Genomic DNA, 19,580 nt, shown 5'->3' with positions numbered 1-19,580 from the left:
GAGCCGCGAGCCGCGAGCCGCGAGCCGCGAGCCGCGAGCCGCGAGCCGCGAGCCGCGAGCCGCGAGCCGCGAGCCGCTGACCGGCAGGGGGGCTGGCGGAGGGAGCGGCAGAGGGGCCGGGTTTGTTAGAGGCGGCCGCCTTGTCCGGTAGCCGGCCGCTCCGCGTCCCGGTGGGCCGGGACGCCCACCGCTGGAGCACGTTCCAGGGCGACCGCACCCTCGTGGTCGCCGCCCGCACGGTCACCTCCACCGTGCGCGTCCTCGAAACGCTGCCGTCCCTGCTGCGCGACGACCCCCGGATCACCGTCGTCTTCGCCCACGACCCCACGTCCGCCTTCGACTCCGGCGTCCTCGACCTGCTGCACGCGGCCGGCTGCCGGGTCATGCCCTGGGACCAGCTGGGGCACATCTCCCCCGACCTCATCCTCTCCGCCAGCGAGAACATCGACGTCCCCGAAGGCGACTGCCCGGTGCTCGTCCTGCCGCACGGCATCGGCTTCCAGAAACTCGTGCCCGACTCCCGCAGCCCCCGCGAGCGGCTCTCCGGTGCCGTACCGGACTCCCTGCTGGAGAGCGGACGCGCCTGGCTGGCGGTCTCGCACCCGGCGCAGGAGGAGCAACTGCTCGCCGTCCACCCGAAGGCCGCCGGGCACACCCTGCTGGTCGGCGACCCCTGCTACGACGAACTGGTCGCCAGCCGCCCGCACCGAGCGGCGTACCGGGCGGCCCTCGGGATCGCGGAGCACCAGCACCTGGTCATGGTCAGTTCCACCTGGGGCCCCACCTCGCTGCTGGGCCGCCACCCCGGCCTGCTCCCCCGCCTGCTCGCCCAACTGCCCTGTGACGAGTACCGGGTCGGCGCCATCATCCACCCCAACGTCTGGTCCGCCCACGGCACCTGGCAGATCCGTACCCTGCTGGCCTCCGCCCTGGACGCGGGCCTGCTGCTGATCCCCGCCGTGCACGCCTGGCGCCCCGCACTCGTCGCCTCGACCGTCGTCCTGGGCGACCACGGCTCGGTGACGCTGTACGGCGCGGCGACCGGCATCCCCGTACGGCTGGCCGCGTTCGGCGACGACGCGGTGCCCGGCACCGCCGTGCACGCCCTGGCCGCCGTGGCCCCCCGGCTCGACACGCGCGGAAATCTGCTCGAGCAGGTGCGGCAGGCCGTGGCCGAGCACATCCCGCACCAGTACGCCGCGATCGCCGAGCGGGCCTTCGCCGACCCCGGACACGCCCTCGCCCGGCTCCGCACCGCGCTGTACCACCTGATCGGACTCCCCGAACCCGCCGCCCCGCCCCCGCGCTCCCTGGTACTGCCGGTCCCCGATCCCCCCGCCGCTCCCGTCACCTCCTGGCAGGTGACCACCGAGGTGCTCCTCTCCGAAGTCGCGGGCGACCCGGCCGTCACCGTGCACCGCACCCCGGCCGCCGTCGCCGCGTACGGCCCAGCCCACCCCGACGGCTCGCCCACCCCCGTCACCCACCTGGCCTGCACGGACGACGAACGCGACCGGCGGCTGACCGAGAGCGCCTCCGTACTCCTGCGCAGCCGCCCGGCGCACACCGCCGTCGAGGCCAGGCGCTGGATCGAGGACACTCTCGCCCGGCTCCCCGGCAGCCTGCTCGCGGCCTCGGCCGTCCGCGGCGGCGGCTGCCTGGCCGGCCTCCGGGACGGCCGGACCGTAGAGGTCACGGTCACCGGCCCGCCACTGGACCCCGGCCTGCCGACCGCGCTCGTCTACGCCTGCCTGCGCGCCGGCCTCCCCCTCGAAGACACCCGGGCAACGCTACGGATCGGCACCCTGCGCGACGAGGACGCGACCCTGCGACTGCGCTCGGAAGCACCGCGAGCGCCGCGCACGTAGCCACGTACCGCCGCCCGCGGCCCCCGACCGCGAACAGCCCCCGTATCGCCGCAAACACTTCCGCCTTCCGAACCCGGACCCGGACCACGTCACTCGTGACCCCTCGCCCGTCGCCCCTCACCCGTCACCCGTCACCCGTCACCCGTCAAACTGCTCCACCCTCCGCAGCACGCTCTCCGCCCGAGGATCGCCGTTCGCCGCGTAGATCACGTGCGCCCGTTCCAGATACTCACGCACCACGTCCCCCTGGCCTCCCACCCGCTCCACGACATCGGCCAACTGCTCCAGCGCCTGCGCCGCGTAGTGCCCCGCGCCCTGCTCCTCCAGCTCCCGCACCGCGTCCCGCAGTTCCCGGACCGCCTCCTCGGTCGCCCCGAGCCGCGCGTGTACGCCGCCGATGGCCGCGCTCACGCGGGCCGCCATCCGCCGGTCCGGCTGCGCCAGGTCCACCAGGTCCTGCCGGGCCCGGCGCAGCGTGCGCAGGGCCTCGGTGTGATCGCCACGGGCGTCCAGCGCGCACCCGAGGAAGAACGCCGCGAGCGCCGCGCCGCGCGCTTCCCCGATCCGTTCGTTGAGTTCGAGGCAGCGGCGCAGGGTCTCGACGGCGCGGCCGGGCTCATAGCGGTCCGGGAACCGGTCCTGGAACCGTCCGAGGAACTCCAGTACGGACGCGTGGACGAAGAGGTTCCCGGCCACCTCGGCGAGGGCGGCCGCCCGTTCCAGTTCCCGGCCCGCCCGGGTGTCGTCGCCGAGGTCGAGCAGCGGACGCGAGAGCAGGCTGCGCAGCCGCGCCTCGGCCGCCGTGGCCCGCGCGACCTCCTCGGCGCTGTCCGCTGCCGCCGCGGCCGCCGCGGCCGCCGCGATGCCCAGTTCCAGCGACTCCTGCCAGGCGCCGAGGTAACGGCGGTGCAGGAACAGGGCGGTGAACGCCTCGGCCAGCTGCCACACCAGTCCATGCAGCCCGTGCGCACCGGCCGCGCGCAGGACGGCGAGGATGGCCGGGCGCTCGGCGTCCAGCCACTCCAGCGGGGACGGCCCGCCGGGCGCGGCGAACGGATCGTCGGCCCGGTTCAGCAGCCCGGACAGTACGGCGACCCGCAGCCGGTCCGCGCGCAGCGCCCGGTCGGCGAACGCGGTGAGGACGAGATAGTGCGTGCCCACCCGCTCGGTCAGCGCCGCGTACGCGCCCGCCGCCTCCTCCCGCGTCGCGCGCTCCCGCGCGTCCAGCCGGACCAGGTCGTGCATGCGGTAACGCCCGTCCCGCATCGTCTCGACGAGACTGGCCTTGGCCAGCACCCCGAGCAGCCGCTTCGCGCTCCCCGGGTCCAGGCCGGCGGCGACCGCGGCCACGCCCGCGTCGAAGACACCGACCGGCAGCCAGCCCAGCAGCCGGTAGAGCCGTGCGGCCGGCGGCGGCAGCAGCCGGTAGGAGGGACCCAGGACAGCCGACACCGGCGACTCCTCTCCGAACAGCGCCAGACCGGCCAGCCGGCCGGCCTCGTCCGCCAGTTCCTCGGCCAGCACCGTCAGGCTCGGCCCGTCCCCGGTGACCAGCCGCGCCGCCACCACCTGAAGAGCCACCGGCAGCCCGCCGCACAGTTCCACCAGCCGCTCGGCCGCCGCCCGCTCGGCCGCCACCACCTCCGCACCGCACCGGTCCCGCAGCAGCTCGAGCCCGCCCCGCGCGTCCAGCGGCCGGACCGGGATCAGCCGGGCCCCGGCGTCCAGCGCCAGCTCGGCGAGCCGCCCCTGGCTGGTGACCAGTACCGCGCTGCCCGCCCCCTTGGGGATCAGCGCCCGCACCTGCGCGGGCTGGTTCACGTCGTCCAGCACGAGCAGCAGCCGCAGATTCGCCGAACGGGACCGGAACAGATTGGTCCGCGCCGCCACCGAGTCCGGGATGCCCTGGTCACCGCCGGGCAGCGACCGCAGACAGATGGCCAGCGCCTCGGACACGTCGGCGCCGACGCCGCCCGACGCCGCGGTCTGATCCCGCAGGGCGGCGAAATCCACGTAGAGCTGCCCGTCCGGGAACCGCTCCCGAGGCGCCCGCTCCGCCCACCGCCAGGCCGTGGTCGACTTGCCGACCCCGGGCAGCCCTTCGAGTACGCCGATGCCGACGCGCCCGCGCGCCCCCGCCCCCAGTGCCTGGTCCAGCACGGCGAGTTCGGCCGTCCGGTTGCTGAACGGGACGGTGACGGCCGGGACCTGGTCCGGCCGCTCCGGCCGCTCCGGCGCGGACGACTGGGCCGGCGGGGCCGGGACGTTGAAGACGATCCCCCCGTGGATGTGCGACCCCTGAAAAGCCGGCCCGTAGTTCACCCCGCCGCTGACCAGGCTCACGAAGCTCCGCGACGCCTCCGGCGCCACCTCGGCCACCAGCCCCGCCAGCTCCGTAACCGCCTCGGGATCCTCCCGGAAGACCGCTGCCAGCCGCCCCTGCCACCGGTCCCGTACGTCCTCCTCGGTACGTCCGTCCCCCACCGCGCGGGCCCGGACCAGCTCCTCCCGGTCCGCCCGGAGCTCTTCCGCGGCCGCCCCGTCCCCGGCCCGCCGCCCCAGGAACCGGGCCAGCCGCCCCTTCGCCTGCTCGAACGCCTCCGACACCAACAACCCCACGAACGCCGTGGCCCCGGACGCGGCAAGCGCCGCCAACTCGGCTTCCACGCAACCCCCTTCGTGTCCCGGCTCCAGTGAGCCGCCGGGCACCCACCGCAGAGAGATCCACCCCCATTGCCCACCACGGCACGCGGCACACCGCTCTCACCTCCGGATCTCCGGATCTCCGGGCTCATGGGCCCCGATGGCCCCGATGGCCCCGATGGCATCGACGGCATCGACGGCATCGACGGCGAGGACGCGGGACGGTTGGTCACCCGCGCGGGCTGCCTCCTGGATGACGGTCGTCCACTCGCCACCGTCGCCGTCCTGCCGCTCGCCCGCGAATGGACATCCCGCCACGCCTCGGCACGCGCTCCCGGCGGCGCCATCGGCGAAGTCGGCAGCACCGTCGTGAACGACCCGGCCGGCAGACAGCAGTATGAGATCGATGTCGTGGCACTGGCCGAGGGCGAGCGAAGACAGGCCCATGCGTGCCACCCCCGCAGAACGCTGTGGCCGTGCGAGCGGTCCGCCGAGGCCCTGCGGCACCCTGGGCGGCACCGGCTGGCAGGCCACGGCGAACTGCGCCACATCCTGGGGTCCTACCCGAAGAGCAGGAGAACGAGCGGCTGCTCAGCCCGCAGCCCGGGTCCGCGACCCGCCGGAGCCCGCGGTCATCCACTGTGCGCAGCCCGCTGCGCCTCCGCCACGAAGGCCAGCTTCTCCCGGTGCAGATCGTCCGGCGCCTCATGGCGCCGGAAACAGTCAACGAGACGGCTGGCTGCGGCGACGACCTCGGCCGGCCCTTCCAGGACGACCCCGCCGAGAGCCCGTTGCAGCACGGCTTCGTCGTCGCGCTGTCCCCGCCCCGTGCGCTCGGCCAGAATCCTGGCCTCTGCGGCTCCGAGGAACTCCGCGTAAATCTGTCGCCGGAGTGCAAGGGCCCGCTGTGCCGCCTCGCCCTGAAGGGTCATCCGGACCGATGCGAGCAGCGCGTCAGCCTGTCGCTCACCTGCATGACGGGCCGCCGCGGCTTGTCGGATGCCAGCACTTCGGGTGTACCAACCCGTGACGATGCCGCCGGCGATCGCCGATCCCGCGGCAATCAGCGTGGTTGCCCACTCACTCATGTCGCCATCCTCCTGATCTCCCACGGAACTCGACAAGGCACCGCTGCTTACGCCTCATGCGTCACTTCGAGCACCGATGTCACGATCGGTACCATCGGGTCATGCCGCCGGACGACGCATCCGAACCCACCCCGATCAGCGAAAACACCAGGCTTTCCCCGAACTCACCAACTACAATAAATAGTTGGGCGACGGGCGACGGGCGACGGGCGGTGCTGCTTGCCGCACGGTCGGCGGTGGCCCTGTACCGGCTGCTCGATGTCGTGCCCGCCTTCTCCGGCGACGACCGGATCACTCGTCTGTTCACACTGGTCCCCGGCTCCGACTTCGGGGTCGATGCCCTCGCTGCCATCGAGGCCGTCGGCGGCCGGACGGTTCCTTGGGCCGAGGCCTGCGCGACCACCTACGACCTGGTGCTCACGTCGAGCCCGAAGGGCGACCTCCCCTTGCTTAGCGGCAGACACGTGCTGTTGCCGCACGGGGCCGGATACAACAAGTCGATCCCCGGGGAAGGCGCCGACTCCGCGTCCGGACTCGACCCCGCGCTGCTCCTCCGTGACAGCGCTGCTCCGATAGCCCTGCACGCCCTCGCCCACCCGAGCCAGGTGGCCCGGCTCGCCGTCGACGACGCGCATGCTGCCCGCCGGGCGAAGGTGATCGGGGACCCCACGCTGGACCGCGCCCTCGCCTCGCGCCCGCTGCGTGACCAATATCGGGCAGCACTCAAGACCGGCCCCCGCACGCTGCTTGTGCTCGTCTCGACCTGGGGACGCGAGTCCCTCCTGCGCCAACGCCCCGACCTGCCCGCCCGGCTCGCCGCTCATCTGCCCCACGACGAGTACCAGTTGGCCCTGGTAGTACATCCCAACGAGCGCAGTCGGCTCGGGACGTTCGAGCTGACCGAGATGTTGGCACCCGCGCTCGACGCGGGAATGATCCTCGCCGCTCCACACGGGGAGTGGGCCTCGGTCCTGATCGCGGCGGACGCACTGATCACCGACCACGGGTCTGCCGCCCTGTACTACTGCGCTGTCGCAGACCGTCCTGTGGTGAGCTCGTACCAGGGCGGCGCCGAGCTGATCGCGGACAGCCCGATGCACACGCTCCTGCGCCGGATACCCCGGCTGGGGCCCGCCGAAGCAGTAGCGGACGCCTTGCGGGCGTACCGTCCCGGAGCCGGACTCGAGGCGGCCGACGCGGCGTTCGCGTATCAGGGCGACGGGCTGAACCGGCTGCGAACCGAGCTGTACGCCCTCCTGGACCTCACCCCACCGGGTCCCGGCTGCCCGCTCAGACCGCTGCCCTCCCCACGGCCCGCCGACCGCTCGCCCACGGGGTTCGACGTCCACGCCGAGCTCACCACGGAGGGCGTACGCATCGCGCGGCGCCCCGTCGGCATCGCCCTGCCGGGGCACCATCTCGCCGTGGAGTACGGTGCCGCGGACGAGAACCTGACCCGCTCCGCCGGCCTGTTGTACCGCCATCCCGTCCGAACCTCCGCCACTCAGGCGGAGCTGGCCTGGACCGCGGACGGATGGGCACGGTACGCCTTGTCCACGTACCCGGGTTGCCGCTCGGCCGCGGCGATCCTGCCCTCAGGGATGTGCCTTCTCAGAGTCCGCGGACACGCCCGGCCCTACCTCCTCCAGACCGGGCCAAAGGACGACGGAGACGGCCGAATCGCCCGTGCCGACCCGGCCGCCGTCGCGTCGGCCGCGCATGCCTGGCTGCTCGCCCGGACCGCCCGCCCGCGCCTTCCGCTGCACCTGGTCTGCCACATCGGAGCCCGGGACTTCCGTGTCCTGATCCGCCCGGTCTCCGACGCGGAGGCTGCGCAGCCGGTCTGAACACCGCCGCCCACTCCTTCCGCACGGGCAACAGCATGCTCATTTCCGGGACTGTCCCAGAGGCACGGCAGATTCGGCCTCTTGACCGAACACGCCGTCACCGTCCGACGGTCCGGCGGGCGGAGCGGTTCTCCGCCGGACGCCAACCCTTCGGATCGCCGCTCGGCGCAGCGCGGTCAGGCTGTCCCGCCCTCCTCGTCGTCGAGCCCGTTACGCCGCCGGATGGCACGGGATGCCGCACGGTGTTCCGCGGCTTCGGCATCCCGCCCCTCGGTCTCGGCCAGTACGGTCATCGCGTCGTGAACGCGTGCCTGGTCGAAGCCGGAACCCCGTCCGTGAGCACCCCGCAGCGACTGCTCGTACAGCGGCCGTGCCTCTTCCGTACGGCCGAGCCCGCACAGAACTCCGGCGAGCGCGAAGCCCGTACGCCGCGTCATCCGCTCGCGGCGCAGCTCCACCGCCTGGGCACGTGCCTCGGACAGCAAGGCGTACGCCGTCTCCAGGTCGCCCAGCGCCGCCCTGGCCTCCCCCAGCCGGTAGGTCTGGAGCATGGCTCCATAGGGGTTCGGGATCGCCAGGTGCATGTCGCGCGACCGGGCGAAGTCGGTCGCGGCCGACTGCCAGTCGCCGCCCGCGCTTTTGAGCATTCCCCGGAACTCGATCAGCGAGGCGCCGAGCTTGCGGTCCCGTGCGCTGTCCCCCAGCAGCCCGAGAACGGCTTCGGCACTGTCGAGTTCACGCTGGGCCTCGCGCAGCAGGCCCGCCTCCCACAAAGGGCGTGCGAGCTGGCATCGCGTCCGGACGAGCCACGCCGCGTTCCCGCCGTGCCGGACGGCGGAGGCCACGGCGAGCCGGAGGGCCCCGATCACGTCGGACTGGTTCGGATGGTCGAGCGCGTACGTCCACACCGGCTCGGACAGCGCCACCGCCTCGGCGTCCAGCCCCCGCTCGTGGGCCATCCGGACGGCGGCGAACAGCGTGTGGCGTTCCCCGTACAGCCAGCGCGAGGCGGCTTCCGCCCGCTCGGTCCGAGCCGCGTCGTCCACCGCCTGATCGGGATCCTCCAGCGGCACGTCCGGTGCGCCGGGCACGGCACCGTACTCCGGTGAGACGAGCAGTCGCCGGCCGGCACAGAACCGGTCCGCCCGCTGGGCCTGCCGCACCATCCAGCGCAGCACTCGGGTCTGAGCCTGGCCCACCTCGTCTTCCGCCGCGTCCTGACGTGACCGGCGCAGCGCGTGCCCGCGCAACGGACCCGGCAGCCGGATCCGCCCGTCTCCCGCTCCGGTCAGGGAGCGCAGGTCGAGTAACCCGGCACGGTGCAGGTCCTCAAGTGCTTCCTCGCACGCCTCTTGGCCCAGCCCCAGCAGCGCGGTGGCGGACTCCACTGTGAAGGCCGCTGAGGGATGGTGCGGCAGCAAGCGGTAGAGCGACCTCCCCTGGCGGGACAGACTGCCGTACACGGTGTCCCAGACGCGCTCCACATCGGGCACACCTTTCTCCTCCAGCTCACCCCGTAGCTGCGGGATCAGGCGGGAGAGCGGGCGCAGCCGGTGCCCTCGCACCCACCGCCCGGCGACATGCAGGGCCGCCGGCAGGCCTTCGCACAACCGCACCAGCATCCGCACCGCCTCCGGATCGGTGGCCAGTCGGGGATCCTGGACGATGAGCCCCAGCAGTTCCGTGGCCTCCCGCTCCTCCAGGGGCGGCAGCGTCAGGTCGATGGCGGCGCCGTCCTCCAGATCGTGCAGCGGACCGTGGCTGGTGACGATCACCAGGCTTTCCCCGGACGCGGGAAGAAGCGGGACGACCTCCGAGGCGTACCGCGCGTTGTCCACGACCAGGATCAGCTTCGCGTCGGACGTCATGTTCCAGTACTGCCGGCACCGCGCCTTGAACTGGGCGGCAACGAGTTGCGGCTCCACGTCGAGGGACTCCAGCAGCTGGGCCAGCGCGTCACCGGGGTCGAGCACGCCGCCCAGCCGGAAGTCGTCCAGATCGACCGCCAGGACGCCACCGGGGAAACGGTCGCGGTGCACACGGGCGATCAGCTGGGCCAACTCGGTCTTGCCGATGCCACCCGGCCCGCTGAGCGCCACGACCAACGGCCTGGAACGGCCCTGCCACTCCCGCACCGCACGCGACACCCGCTCCCGCTGCTCATCACGGTCGACGAAGTACGCCGGTTCCGGCGGAAGTTCCACCCTCATGCGACCCCTTCCACAACTCTCACCCTCGGGCTCAACCACCCACGCATCCATACCCCCCAGCCGTCCGCGCCTTACAACCGGACACTCTAGAATTCCCGACAGAATTCTCGACGAGGGCGGTACGAGGGCGGTACGCGGACGGATGCCGTCGCTCGCGCTCGCGCCGATGCCCGCTAGTGTCGCGCACTCAACTCCCGTACGGCCGCACACCGTTCCGACGCGAACCCCACCACCCATTGCCTTCCTCCCTCGCCAACGGGCGAGGCTGCGCGATACGGCTGCCGATCTCCGGTGCCCGGGCGGGCCGCCGGTTGTGACTCCTGACGGGGAAAGTTGGGTGATCAGCGACACCTTCACGTCGATCGATGTGCTCCCCCTTCCACCACACTGTCCATCCCTTTTCCTCGGCAGTCCGCCGGTTGCCGACTGGCGAACGGATCGTCTCCCGCGACTGCGTCAGCGGATCGGCAACGCTCAGACGACTGGGAAGTCCCGGCAACGCGTGCCGGGCTCCGGCACGCAGGCGCCCGTAAGGAGGGGGCCGCCCGGAGGGTGTTCCGGGCCGGGCGAGACACACGACGCGCTGCGGAACGCGGCTCGGGCCCTTACGGACCACCGGCATGAGCCTTTCGAGACGGAGGACGGCCGACCCGACCGGCACTTCTTCGACACGCTCAGCCTCAAGCGACTGCGGAAAGAAAAAAGGCCAGCTCAAAGCCCTACAGAGCAGAATCGCCACCGACCGCAAACCTCAGACCTGCGCAATGCGATGCACAGAAAGCCCGATTGGCCCGAATCGCAAGGTGATCAAAACGAGAAACCCCAGGTCAGAAGAGTGACCTGGGGTTCTCCATAAGCCGCCTTCGGGATTCGAACCCGAGACCTACGCATTACGAGACCGTGAGGGATCGTGTTGCGTAGTGTTCCGTCGTGCCGCGTGGTGACGTTGTGCCTGATCAGAGCACATGCAACAGGTTGACCAGTGCCACCCGATGCTGCACCATCCAAAGGCGTCCGGCCACCGGCCGGCCACCCCAGGGCATCCATGCTGCACCTCGGCACCTACTCACGTGCGTTGTCGAATCTCCACAGGTCACGGTCAATACAGACGTCCATGTCGCTCACCTTGGTAACGCCTGAGCAGGCGTCTCCGAGGACGCAGGACGGCCCTTTGGCCAGGAATCTTTTGCGCCAACAACGACTCCGGTGCAGGTAGGGTTCCTTCGCCGACGTTCCGACACTCGCTCTGGCGTGCGCGGCGGTTACTCGACGGCTTTATCTCTCAGCCAGCCCGATGCCCAGCAGGTCCAACAACCGGAAGAACAGCTCCTCCGCGAAGTCGGTGTCCTCCACAGCGAACACCTCCAGAAGGCCAGACGGATCAGGTACGAGGCCAGCCTCCCTCGCCCAGTTGACAGCGGCCTGTACGGCCTCCTCCGGGGGCGGGAACTCGGCGTGGAAATCCTCGTCATCGTCGTCGCAGTAGGCCTCGGCGGCCTCCCGAGCCAGACAGGCACACCAGTGGCCGCCCTTGACGGAGAACCCCTCGACGAAGACGGTGTCGCTGTCCAGCACGAACCCGGTCAGCGCCGGCGCGCCCGTCTCCTCGGTCAGCTCGGCGAGCCACTCCCTCCCGGTGTCGGCGAGTTCGGGACCCGGGTAGCGGCCGATCTGCCAGCCACCCGGGCGGTGTTCGTGCTCGTCGATCCCGTCGTGCCGCTCGACGACGGCATGAAGGTCGTCGAGGGGGGTTTCGCTGTGGCACACGACGTAGGAGCCCCAGAAGCCCATGGTCAGGTCTCCTTCGCGGCGCGGCGGGCGAGTCGTTCGCGGGCCCAGGTGACGAAGGGCAGCGCCCACTCGTCATCGGCCTCGGCCTTGTACAGCAGGGCCTCGACGTCCGCGACAGGGTCGTCGTCGATGCGCAGGAGGATCTCGCTCGTGACCGCGTCACGGAGCCGTACCAGTTCGCCGTTCGGATTCGTCCTGATGTCGTCCAGCAGCGTCCGGCGGTCCAGCAGCCGTACCATCCGCGGGATCGCCTCCTCGGTGAGCACGCGCGCCAGCTCCTGGCCGCACAGGTCACGCGTATCCGGTTCCACGAACGCCCACCGGCTGCGGAAGTATCCTTCCTCGTGGGGCTGGTGGGCGGCTGCGTCCGGCGGGATCACCTTGCAGGTGGCGAGGGCGCCGCTCGCGTTGGGCGCGGTGGGATTCGGCACGTCCCGGTACGCGAACTCCCAGCTCGGCAGGGGCACCATCCAGAAGCTCACTTCGAAGACGAACTTGTCGGGATCGACGGCGTCCGCGTCGATGTGCAGGAAGGCGTGATCCCCGTTCGGTGCGGCCCGTCGGAAGATTCTGCCCTTCTTCGCGAACCCGGCCGCCTTCATGACCGGAGCCACGTGCTGCTTGACGAGGGTGTCCAGGGAATTCATGCTCCCGCTCAGACCCCGCTCGCGTCCTCGAACACCACACGGAGGCTCTCGCGCGCGGGGTCGTCCTCCGGGATGCCCGGCGGCAGGACCGGTGCGAGTGCCTGGAAGACCCCACGCATCGCCCGGTCGTCGTACCCGGCGAGCGTCTCGGTCGCCTGCAACAGCAGGCCGCCACCGCGCAGTTCTCGTACGGCGTGAAAGACGCCCGTGGCCGCGAGACGCGAGGCGCCGCCGAGGCGAGCGGCGAGTTCGCCGGGCACGCCGGTGACCCAGGAGTAGCCGCGTAGGTAGGTGCGGGACTCGAGGAGATATCTGCGGTGGGTCCGGCGCAGAGCCGCCTCCAGATCCGGTGTGTCGTGGAAGTTGCGATGGTCCACGCGCGCGAACACTGGGTTGGCACTGTCAAGGGCAGTGGCCAGGAAGTCGAGCAGGCCTGCGCAGAAGACTGGGTCGGCGATCCGATCTCCTCCCGGAAGGAACGCGGACAGTTCGGTATGCGTACCCCCGCGGCCCTTGTGCTGGCTGCCGATACGCCCGAGATCGTCAGCCCATTCCTCTTCACCGACCAGGGGCTCATGGAAACCGACACGGGCGTAGAACGGATGCGAACAGAGCTCTTTGGCGAGCGCCGACCAGTTCTTCCGGACATCCTTGAGTTTGATATCCCGCCCACCTCTGAGGGACTCCGCAACGACCGCGTACGAGTCGCTGGCTTCTTTCGCCTCATCGGAGAAGAAAAAGTCGATCGCTGTCCGGAACCAATGGACAACGAGCTCGCCTCGCGGCCCGGGCACCTGTTCGTCGAGCGTGGCCCAGATGGTTACGTTCTTGACAAGGCCGTCGTCCTCGATCACAGCTTCCTCCCCAAACGGTCGTTTCTGAGCCTACTTGCCGCCCCGCTAGGCGAACGCACCGCCGGTCAGGCCGTTGAAGATGAACCCGACCGTGAACAGTACGCCGGTGAAGACGACCGCTCCCGCTCCGGCCTTCTGCGCGCCCGGTGAGATCTCGAAGCCACCTGCCGCACCACCGGACGACGCAACTCCGGTCGGGCCCGGCGCCGGTTCCAGGGCCGGGGCGTCGACCGTTCCCGGTGCGGGCTCCTCGACCGGTGCCGCGGTGTTCGCGCTGGGCCTGGGAATGGGGCTTGGTCCGGGCTTGGGCGTAGGGGTGTCACGCTTCTGACGCCCGTAGAAGCGCATGCCGGGGTACTCCGCCTTGGACCATACGTTGACGATGCCCTCGCGGGACGCCGCCCGGCCCGACAGAAGGCCGGAGCCACGCTCCACAGCCCGGTCGTCGCCCTCGTCATCCAGGTAGTCCTGCATGCCCTCGACGTATCTCGTCAGATCTTTGGGCCCGTCGGTCTTGCCGTACTCATTGCCCGGCTTGACCTCCCAGATGTACACCTTGTCCTTCGTCCACAGGATGACGTCGGCGGCGCCGTCGTTGCCGGTGTTGTTGCCACTCGCCCCCGGGATGGAGTTGGCGGTGGTACCGCCGTCGCCGACGTCCACGGTGACGTAGCCCTCGACCTTCATCTCCATGGCCCACACCTGTGCCGCATAACCGGACTGGCAGACGGCGGCGTCATGGCCGCTCATGTGGAAGGTCAGGGCGCAAGCGGAGCCGACATTGCTCTGGCCCCCGTTGCGGACAACCGTCTTGCCACTTTTGCTGCTTCCGCCACTGGAGGAGGACGAGGGAGATGAGGAGGACGCCTTCTTGTGGTGGCTGACCGGCATCCCGCCCCGGCACTCGATCAGGCCCTGCGCGCACTCGATAAGCTGCTCGCCGCTCGGATCGGAGAACGACACCGGGTTGTTGGCGGCATAGGTGTAGCCGTTGAGGGTCTGCGGCTTGTCGGTCTCCAGGAGCGGGTCGGCGCTGATGAACCGGCCCGTCGTCGGGTCGTACTCACGGGCGCCGATATGGGTCAGGCCCGTGTTCGCGTCCGCCGTCTTGCCGAGGAACGCCTTGTCGTCGGGCCAGCTGCCGGTGCCGCCGGCGCGCGCTGCGCCGAAGGGTGTGGTGTAGCGCTTGGTGACGACCTGTGTCGAGGCGTTGAGCGCGATGCTTGAGGTGCCGTGCTGGTCGGCGGCGAGCCAGCACAGGGTGTCAGTGCCGGACTTGTTACTGCGCAGGGCAACCGCGTTGCCATCGAAGCCGTAGTAGCGCTGTGCCCAGTACTTGCCGGTGGTGTTGTCCAGGTGGACCTCGGTCGTGCCCAAGTAGAGGACGGTCTCACCGGACGCGTTGCGGCGGATGAGCAAGTTGCCGTCGGCGTCGTAGACGTAGCCGGTGGTGGCGGCTCCCTCCTTCAACTCGGCGAGCTTGCCCTCGGGCGACCAGGTGAGCGACTGAGTGGCGCTGCCGTCAGGGCGGCTGGTGGTGTTGCCTGCGGTGTCATAGCCGTAGACGGGGGTGACCCCGGTGCAGGAAGCCCCTGTGGTGGTGGCGCTCAAAGCGTGCGGCTGGGTGACGCTGTAGCAATAGGTCTTCGTCGAGGTGGCGGCTGTCGTGTGCGTGGTCTCCGTCGCACGCAGGCCGGAGTCCGTGTAGGTGTACGACGTCCAGTACGCGCTCGGCCCTCCCAGCCCCGAGGTGGTCCGGGTCGCCGTGCAGTCGCCATTGGCCGGTGTCCAGGCCTCGGTCAGCCGGCGGTGGCCGTCGTAGGCGAAGCACTGGTTGTCCGCCGCCGAGGTGCCGCCCAGCGTCGTCGGGTCCTTGATGGAGGTGACGTTGCCGGTGTCGTCGTAGGTGTAGTTGAGCTCCTGGAGCTCGTAGCCGTGGGTCTGATCGGTCAGCACCGCCTGGGTGAGCCGGCCCGTTCCCTCCTCATAGGTATTGGTGAGATACGCCTTCTTGGTGCCGGTCGCGGCGGAGGTGCCCAGGGTGAGCTGTTCGGTCTGGCCCAGGGCGGAGTAGCTGACGCCGAGCACGTAGCCGCTGGCGCCGGAGAGGTTTGTGGGCAGGCCGATCCCGTTGTATTCAGAGGAGATCTTCTCGGCCGCGAGGCCTCCGGCGGCCGGTTCGTCGATGTACTGCTGGGTACCGTCGATGTTGTAGTAAGTCGAGAAGTTCAGCGTGTCCTTCACCGCGCCGGAGGTGACCAGGGCGTCGTTCGCCGGCAGCACCAGCTGATTGCTGACCGCGTGATAGTTGGCGTCGTAGGCGGTGATCTTCTTGGTGTAGGCCGAGCCAGTCACGCCGCCCACGTAGCGGGTGGTGGAGTCCAGTTGGCCCTTGTAGAGGGTGTCGTACGCCCAGGCGGTCAGCTTGTTGGCGTCCGTCTTGGACCCACTCCATTCTCCCGTCTTACGGCCGAGCACGTCGTACTCGTAGAGCAGGGAGGTGTTGCGGGAGTCGGAGACCTTGGCCACTTGGTCCAGGACGGTGTATTCGGTGCGCGTCGTGCCCTTGTCGGGGTCGGTGACGGCGGCCTGGCGGCCATAGAGGTCGTAGTCGTAGCTCCACTTGGCCTCGTCTGGCCCGGTCACCGTGGACTGCTTGCCGTCGAGTGTGTAGGTGAACTTTGTACTGGTGTAGGGAGCGCCGCTGCTCGCGCCGTAGTCGGTGTCGGAGGTGGCGGTGCCGGCGTACTCGCGGCGCTCCACTGTACGGCCGAGTGCGTCGGTGATGTCGCGAGTAGCAGAGCCACCGGACAGGGCGGTGACTGCGGTGGAGTCACCGGTGTAGCTGGTGGTGGTCGACCAGCGCTTGACGCCGTAGACGTAGAGGACGCTGGCGGTGGGGCGGCCGGCCGCGTCGAAGGCGGTCTCGGTCTGCTTGGGGGACTCGCCGTACTCGGCGCGGGTGTAGGTGCCGGTCGGCGTGTGGTCCTGGTCGAAGATGTCCGCGTACGTCTCGTAGACCAGGCCCCGGTTGTCGTAGCGGGTGTCGGTCAGCAGCCGGCCGCCGAGCGCGGTGGGTGACTGGGTCTGCAGGGTGCGCAGCAGCGAGTCGTAGACAGTGTAGGTGGAGTTGTAGGTGTCGCCGTCCGCCTTGAGCGTGGCGGTCGAGGTCCAGGACGGTTTGTCGGCGCTCACTGAGTAGTCATAGGTATAGCTGGCGCTCTGCCCCCCGGAGTGGGAGCGGTTCGGCAGCCAGACGGCGGTGGTGCGGCCGAGGGCGTCGTACGCTGTCTCGGTCAGTTTGGTGTTGACGTCGTAGACCTTGGTGATCTGGCCGCTCGCCGGGTCGTGGTAGGTATATGACTTCTGCGTCTTGGGGTTGGTCACGACCATCCGGGTCAGCGGCCCGGCGGTGGTGGGCGTATAGGCGACGGTCGTGGTGTTCTTGCCGGCGTCGGTGGTGCTCACCACCCTGCCCAGGCCGTCGAAGCCGCTGGTGCTGGTGGTCTGCCAGGCGGTCGGGCTGCGCTCGCCGCCCGTCGCGGTGGCCGGGTAGGCGGAGGCCCGGCCGGCCCAGGTCTTGAGGCCCTTGGTGGGGGTCTGGCTCGCGCTCCACGCGATCGCGGACGTGTTGTCGTAGTAGCTCGCGGTGTCCGACAGGACGTCTCCGCGGGTAGCGGACGAGGTGGGCAGTGACAGCGATGCCTCGTCGACCGAGCACGCGCGGGCAACCGAACGGGTGCGCGACACCAGGGAGTTGATACCGACCGAGTCGTTGCGGGCATACCAGGTCCGGGTGCAGGACTCGTCACCGCTCTTGGCCGTGTCACCGGCATCGTCGACGGTGGCGGCCATGCCGTAGTCGTCGTACGTAGTGGCGACGGAGCGGGTGCGCCAGCTGGACGTGGCCGTCAGATAGGTGTGGGTGTAGGTCTTGGCGGTGCGGACGTAGTAGGCCTCGCTGTCGGCGTACGACTTGTGCTGGGTGGCGGTCTTCTTCGACCAGGGATCGTTGACGGTAACGGCCACCGGGGTCGTGTCGTTGTAGGAGATCTGCTCGCGCAGCATGCCGGAGTACTGCTCGGTGTCCGTCTGGTCGGGCACGTCGAGACCGGTGAAGTCCATGCCCTTGACGGTCGCCGTGCGGCGGGAGTCGGGGTCCAGCTTGCCGTCGGAGCCCAGGAGTCGGTCACCGTTCATGCCCTGCCGGTACAAGGAGACGGTCTTGGTCGCGGAGGCGCCGGCACCCTTGGTCGTGGTCACCATTCCGTAGCCGCGCCAGATGGACCAGGTGCGCTCGTCTGCCGATACCAGCGGGTTCTCGTTGTAGCGCCAGGCCGGGCCGGAATAGCTGTAGGAGGTCTCCACCGCGTCGTTGTGACCGGTGGGGTCGGAGACGGTGACTGCGAGGACCCTGTACTTGTGGAACCAGTCGATACTCGACTCGCTCGCGCCATTGATGCCCCAGTACTGGGGGTAGCAGGACTTGGCGTTGTCGTCCTCGGCGGCCGGCATGTCGGAGCCGCGCACGCACTCCGGCTCGGAGAGGGTGACTCGGGTAATGGAACCGGTCTCCGAGGTGATGCTCTCCATGCGGGGGCGGGACAGCGGCAGGATGTCGTCGGTGGCGTCGACCCGGTTCTCCCGCATCTGGTAGGTGAAGGTGATCGGGTCGAGGGAGATCGCGGTGCCGTTCCTGCCGGTCCGCTTAATGCTCTTGAGAGTAAGGGTCTGGTCGGTGCTGTCGCCGATGTCGCCGCCGTCGAGGTATTGCTGGGTGAACGCCCAAGTGTCGACGGGAATCAAGGCGCTCGTGGTCGCCGACCAGGCCCAGGTGTCGACCTGGGTGAGCCGCTTGCGGGTGAAGAAGGCCGGGCTGTGCGCGTCGCAGTCGGCGTCCTTCTTACAGATCGCGTCGTAGGGCACGTCGGGCCAGTTCGGCGCAGTGGAGTCCTTCAGTTCGTCGCAGTTCGCGGCGGTGCAGCGCTCCTCGTAGGTGAAGGTGACCTTGTCGGAGGTGACGCCAGTGAACAGGGTGTCCTTGTTCTGGCCATAGAGGATCTTGTTGAGGTAGCCGCCGCGGGTGTACTCGGTGGTCGCGGTGGAGGCGCCGTTCTTGCCGTAGGCATTGGTCTCCGTGGTGTACCAATAGGTCGCCGCGTTGCCGCTGGTGTCCTCGACGTAGTCGAGGTTCCAGCGCCAGGCCTGAGTGGTGGCACGGTCAGCGAAGGCGGAGCCCTGGTCATAGCCGGGTTCGCCGGAGTCGTCGCCGTAGACAGGCACGGTCCACACGGAGTCGGTGCGTTCAGTGCCGGCGCCGGTGAGCTTGTTCAGGCCGAAGACGTACTTGGTGCCGTCACCAGTCGTCACCGTCCAGTACTCGCCATTGCCATCGCCGTTGTCGGCACCGGTGGAGCGGGTGACGGTGGACGCGTCGTCGTTGGCCAGTCGCCAGACACCGGTGGTGTCATCCTTGACCAGTTCGCTGGACTTGCCTTCGAGGACGAGCGAGGCATTGTCGTACTTCCAGCACAGGTCGTGCTTGTCGTCCTGGCCGTCTTTGTCGCAGCTGCCGTACGACCGCTCGACGTAGGAGCTCGCCGACAGGTCGAAGCCCTCGCCGATCTGGGTCGTCTGGTTGTTCGTGGAAGCCGTGCGGCCGTCGATGCTTCCCGAGTCGTACGACAACTGCAGCGAGGGCGCGGGGCCCGCGGCGGCGGGAGGCACGCTCATCGGGTACGACCATGTGAACGAACCGGCGCTGCCGCCCGCCTCCCAGGTCGAGGAAGAGGAGAGCGGGGTCGCGGCGTAGGTGCCGGCACCGGAGGAGGAACTCGGGGAGGTAGCGGTGAGGGCGAGGACGGTGGCGTTTGCGGCCATCGGTACGTCGGCGGAGACGGTTTGCTCGCTGACGTCGTTGTCCGAGGACATTGGGATACCGGTACGGCAACCCGCCTTCTCGGGCGTGGTCACGGCACAGGCAGGCAACCGCATCAAACCAAGCCGCCCCGACCACCCACCCCCATACGCCGACGCGAACCCCGAGTAGTCCATCGTGAGCCGGGCCCGGCCCGGCTGTGTGGCGGACACGGTGAGCAGTACGCCCTTGATGCCCGCGGCGGCGGTGGACCTGCGGTCCAGCACGCGGATCGTCGCATCGCCGGCGGCCACGTTGGCGGCGCTGCCCCGGGCGACCGTAACCGGCAGCCCGCCCGCATTCGTCGTCGCGCGGCCCGACCGGCTGCCAGGGACGGCGACGGTCGTCCGGGCCGGCTTCGGCCAGGCCGAGATCTGCTCAGCCGTGGCCCGGCGAGCCTGGACAGAGTTCCTCTCGCGCGCCGCGGCGACAGCCGAGCGGGCCTTCTTCGCGCCGAGTCCTGTGACCGCGCGGACATCACTGTCCCGCTGCTCGGGCAGGTCCGGTCGGCCCAGACCGCCACTCGCCGCCTGCGCGGGCTGCACTGCGGGCAGCGCGCCGGTGGCCAGCGCGACCGCCAGCGTCACCACGATCCCCGCACGTCTGGCGCGCAGCCAACGAACCATTCTCGAACCGGTGTTCACGACATACCCCTGTCAAGGCACGGCCGCGGGCGCGACCAAGGAGGGAATGGAGTCGAAGGAAAGCGGGCGGC

The 19,580-nt window shown here is 70.1% G+C and carries 10 protein-coding genes; 2 read left to right on the top strand and 8 right to left on the bottom strand.

Features of this window, described 5'->3' with window-relative positions:
* The first annotated feature begins 140 nt into the window (after positions 1 to 140).
* A complete protein-coding gene (locus ACTT8P_RS14485) occupies positions 141 to 1,868 on the top strand; it encodes a hypothetical protein (protein ID WP_442832032.1) in 1,728 nt (575 codons plus the stop codon).
* 138 nt (positions 1,869 to 2,006) lie between these two features.
* On the opposite strand, the gene ACTT8P_RS14480 is transcribed toward ACTT8P_RS14485, so the two are convergent.
* The 3 genes from ACTT8P_RS14480 to ACTT8P_RS14470 form a co-directional block, all read right to left on the bottom strand.
* Positions 2,007 to 4,535: an NB-ARC domain-containing protein gene (locus ACTT8P_RS14480; protein ID WP_442832031.1), complete on the bottom strand. Its 2,529-nt coding sequence runs from the start codon at positions 4,533 to 4,535 to the stop codon at positions 2,007 to 2,009.
* 96 nt (positions 4,536 to 4,631) lie between these two features.
* Positions 4,632 to 5,060: a hypothetical protein gene (locus ACTT8P_RS14475; protein WP_442832030.1), complete on the bottom strand. Its 429-nt coding sequence runs from the start codon at positions 5,058 to 5,060 to the stop codon at positions 4,632 to 4,634.
* A gap of 83 nt (positions 5,061 to 5,143) precedes the next feature.
* Positions 5,144 to 5,599 carry a hypothetical protein gene (locus ACTT8P_RS14470; RefSeq protein WP_442832029.1) on the bottom strand — a complete coding sequence of 152 codons (456 nt, stop codon included), beginning with the start codon at positions 5,597 to 5,599 and terminating at the stop codon, positions 5,144 to 5,146.
* Between the two features lie 101 nt (positions 5,600 to 5,700).
* Here ACTT8P_RS14470 and ACTT8P_RS14465 point away from each other — a divergent pair, with 101 nt between their 5' ends.
* Positions 5,701 to 7,446: a translation initiation factor 2 gene (locus ACTT8P_RS14465; protein ID WP_442832028.1), complete on the top strand. Its 1,746-nt coding sequence runs from the start codon at positions 5,701 to 5,703 to the stop codon at positions 7,444 to 7,446.
* A 176-nt stretch (positions 7,447 to 7,622) separates the two neighbouring features.
* Here ACTT8P_RS14465 and ACTT8P_RS14460 read toward each other — a convergent pair whose 3' ends face one another.
* The 5 genes from ACTT8P_RS14460 to ACTT8P_RS14440 all read right to left on the bottom strand — a co-directional run bounded on the left by ACTT8P_RS14460 (position 7,623) and on the right by ACTT8P_RS14440 (position 19,491).
* A complete protein-coding gene (locus ACTT8P_RS14460; protein WP_442832027.1) occupies positions 7,623 to 9,656 on the bottom strand; it encodes a hypothetical protein in 2,034 nt (677 codons plus the stop codon).
* A gap of 1,275 nt (positions 9,657 to 10,931) precedes the next feature.
* The gene (locus ACTT8P_RS14455; protein ID WP_442832026.1) at positions 10,932 to 11,447 is read right to left on the bottom strand and encodes a hypothetical protein; all 516 of its coding nucleotides are present in this window, start codon (positions 11,445 to 11,447) and stop codon (positions 10,932 to 10,934) included.
* Positions 11,448 to 11,449: 2 nt separating this feature from the next.
* A complete protein-coding gene (locus ACTT8P_RS14450) occupies positions 11,450 to 12,094 on the bottom strand; it encodes a hypothetical protein (protein ID WP_442832025.1) in 645 nt (214 codons plus the stop codon).
* Between the two features lie 8 nt (positions 12,095 to 12,102).
* A complete protein-coding gene (locus tag ACTT8P_RS14445) occupies positions 12,103 to 12,948 on the bottom strand; it encodes a hypothetical protein (RefSeq protein WP_442832024.1) in 846 nt (281 codons plus the stop codon).
* 45 nt (positions 12,949 to 12,993) lie between these two features.
* A complete protein-coding gene (locus ACTT8P_RS14440) occupies positions 12,994 to 19,491 on the bottom strand; it encodes an RHS repeat-associated core domain-containing protein (RefSeq protein ID WP_442832023.1) in 6,498 nt (2,165 codons plus the stop codon).
* Positions 19,492 to 19,580: the final 89 nt, after the last annotated feature.

The sequence above is a fragment of the Streptomyces sp. JW3 genome (genome assembly GCF_052216785.1).
GTDB lineage: Bacteria > Actinomycetota > Actinomycetes > Streptomycetales > Streptomycetaceae > Streptomyces.
Note: the sequence above shows the minus strand (reverse complement) of the source record. Positions and strands in the feature narration are given on the sequence as shown.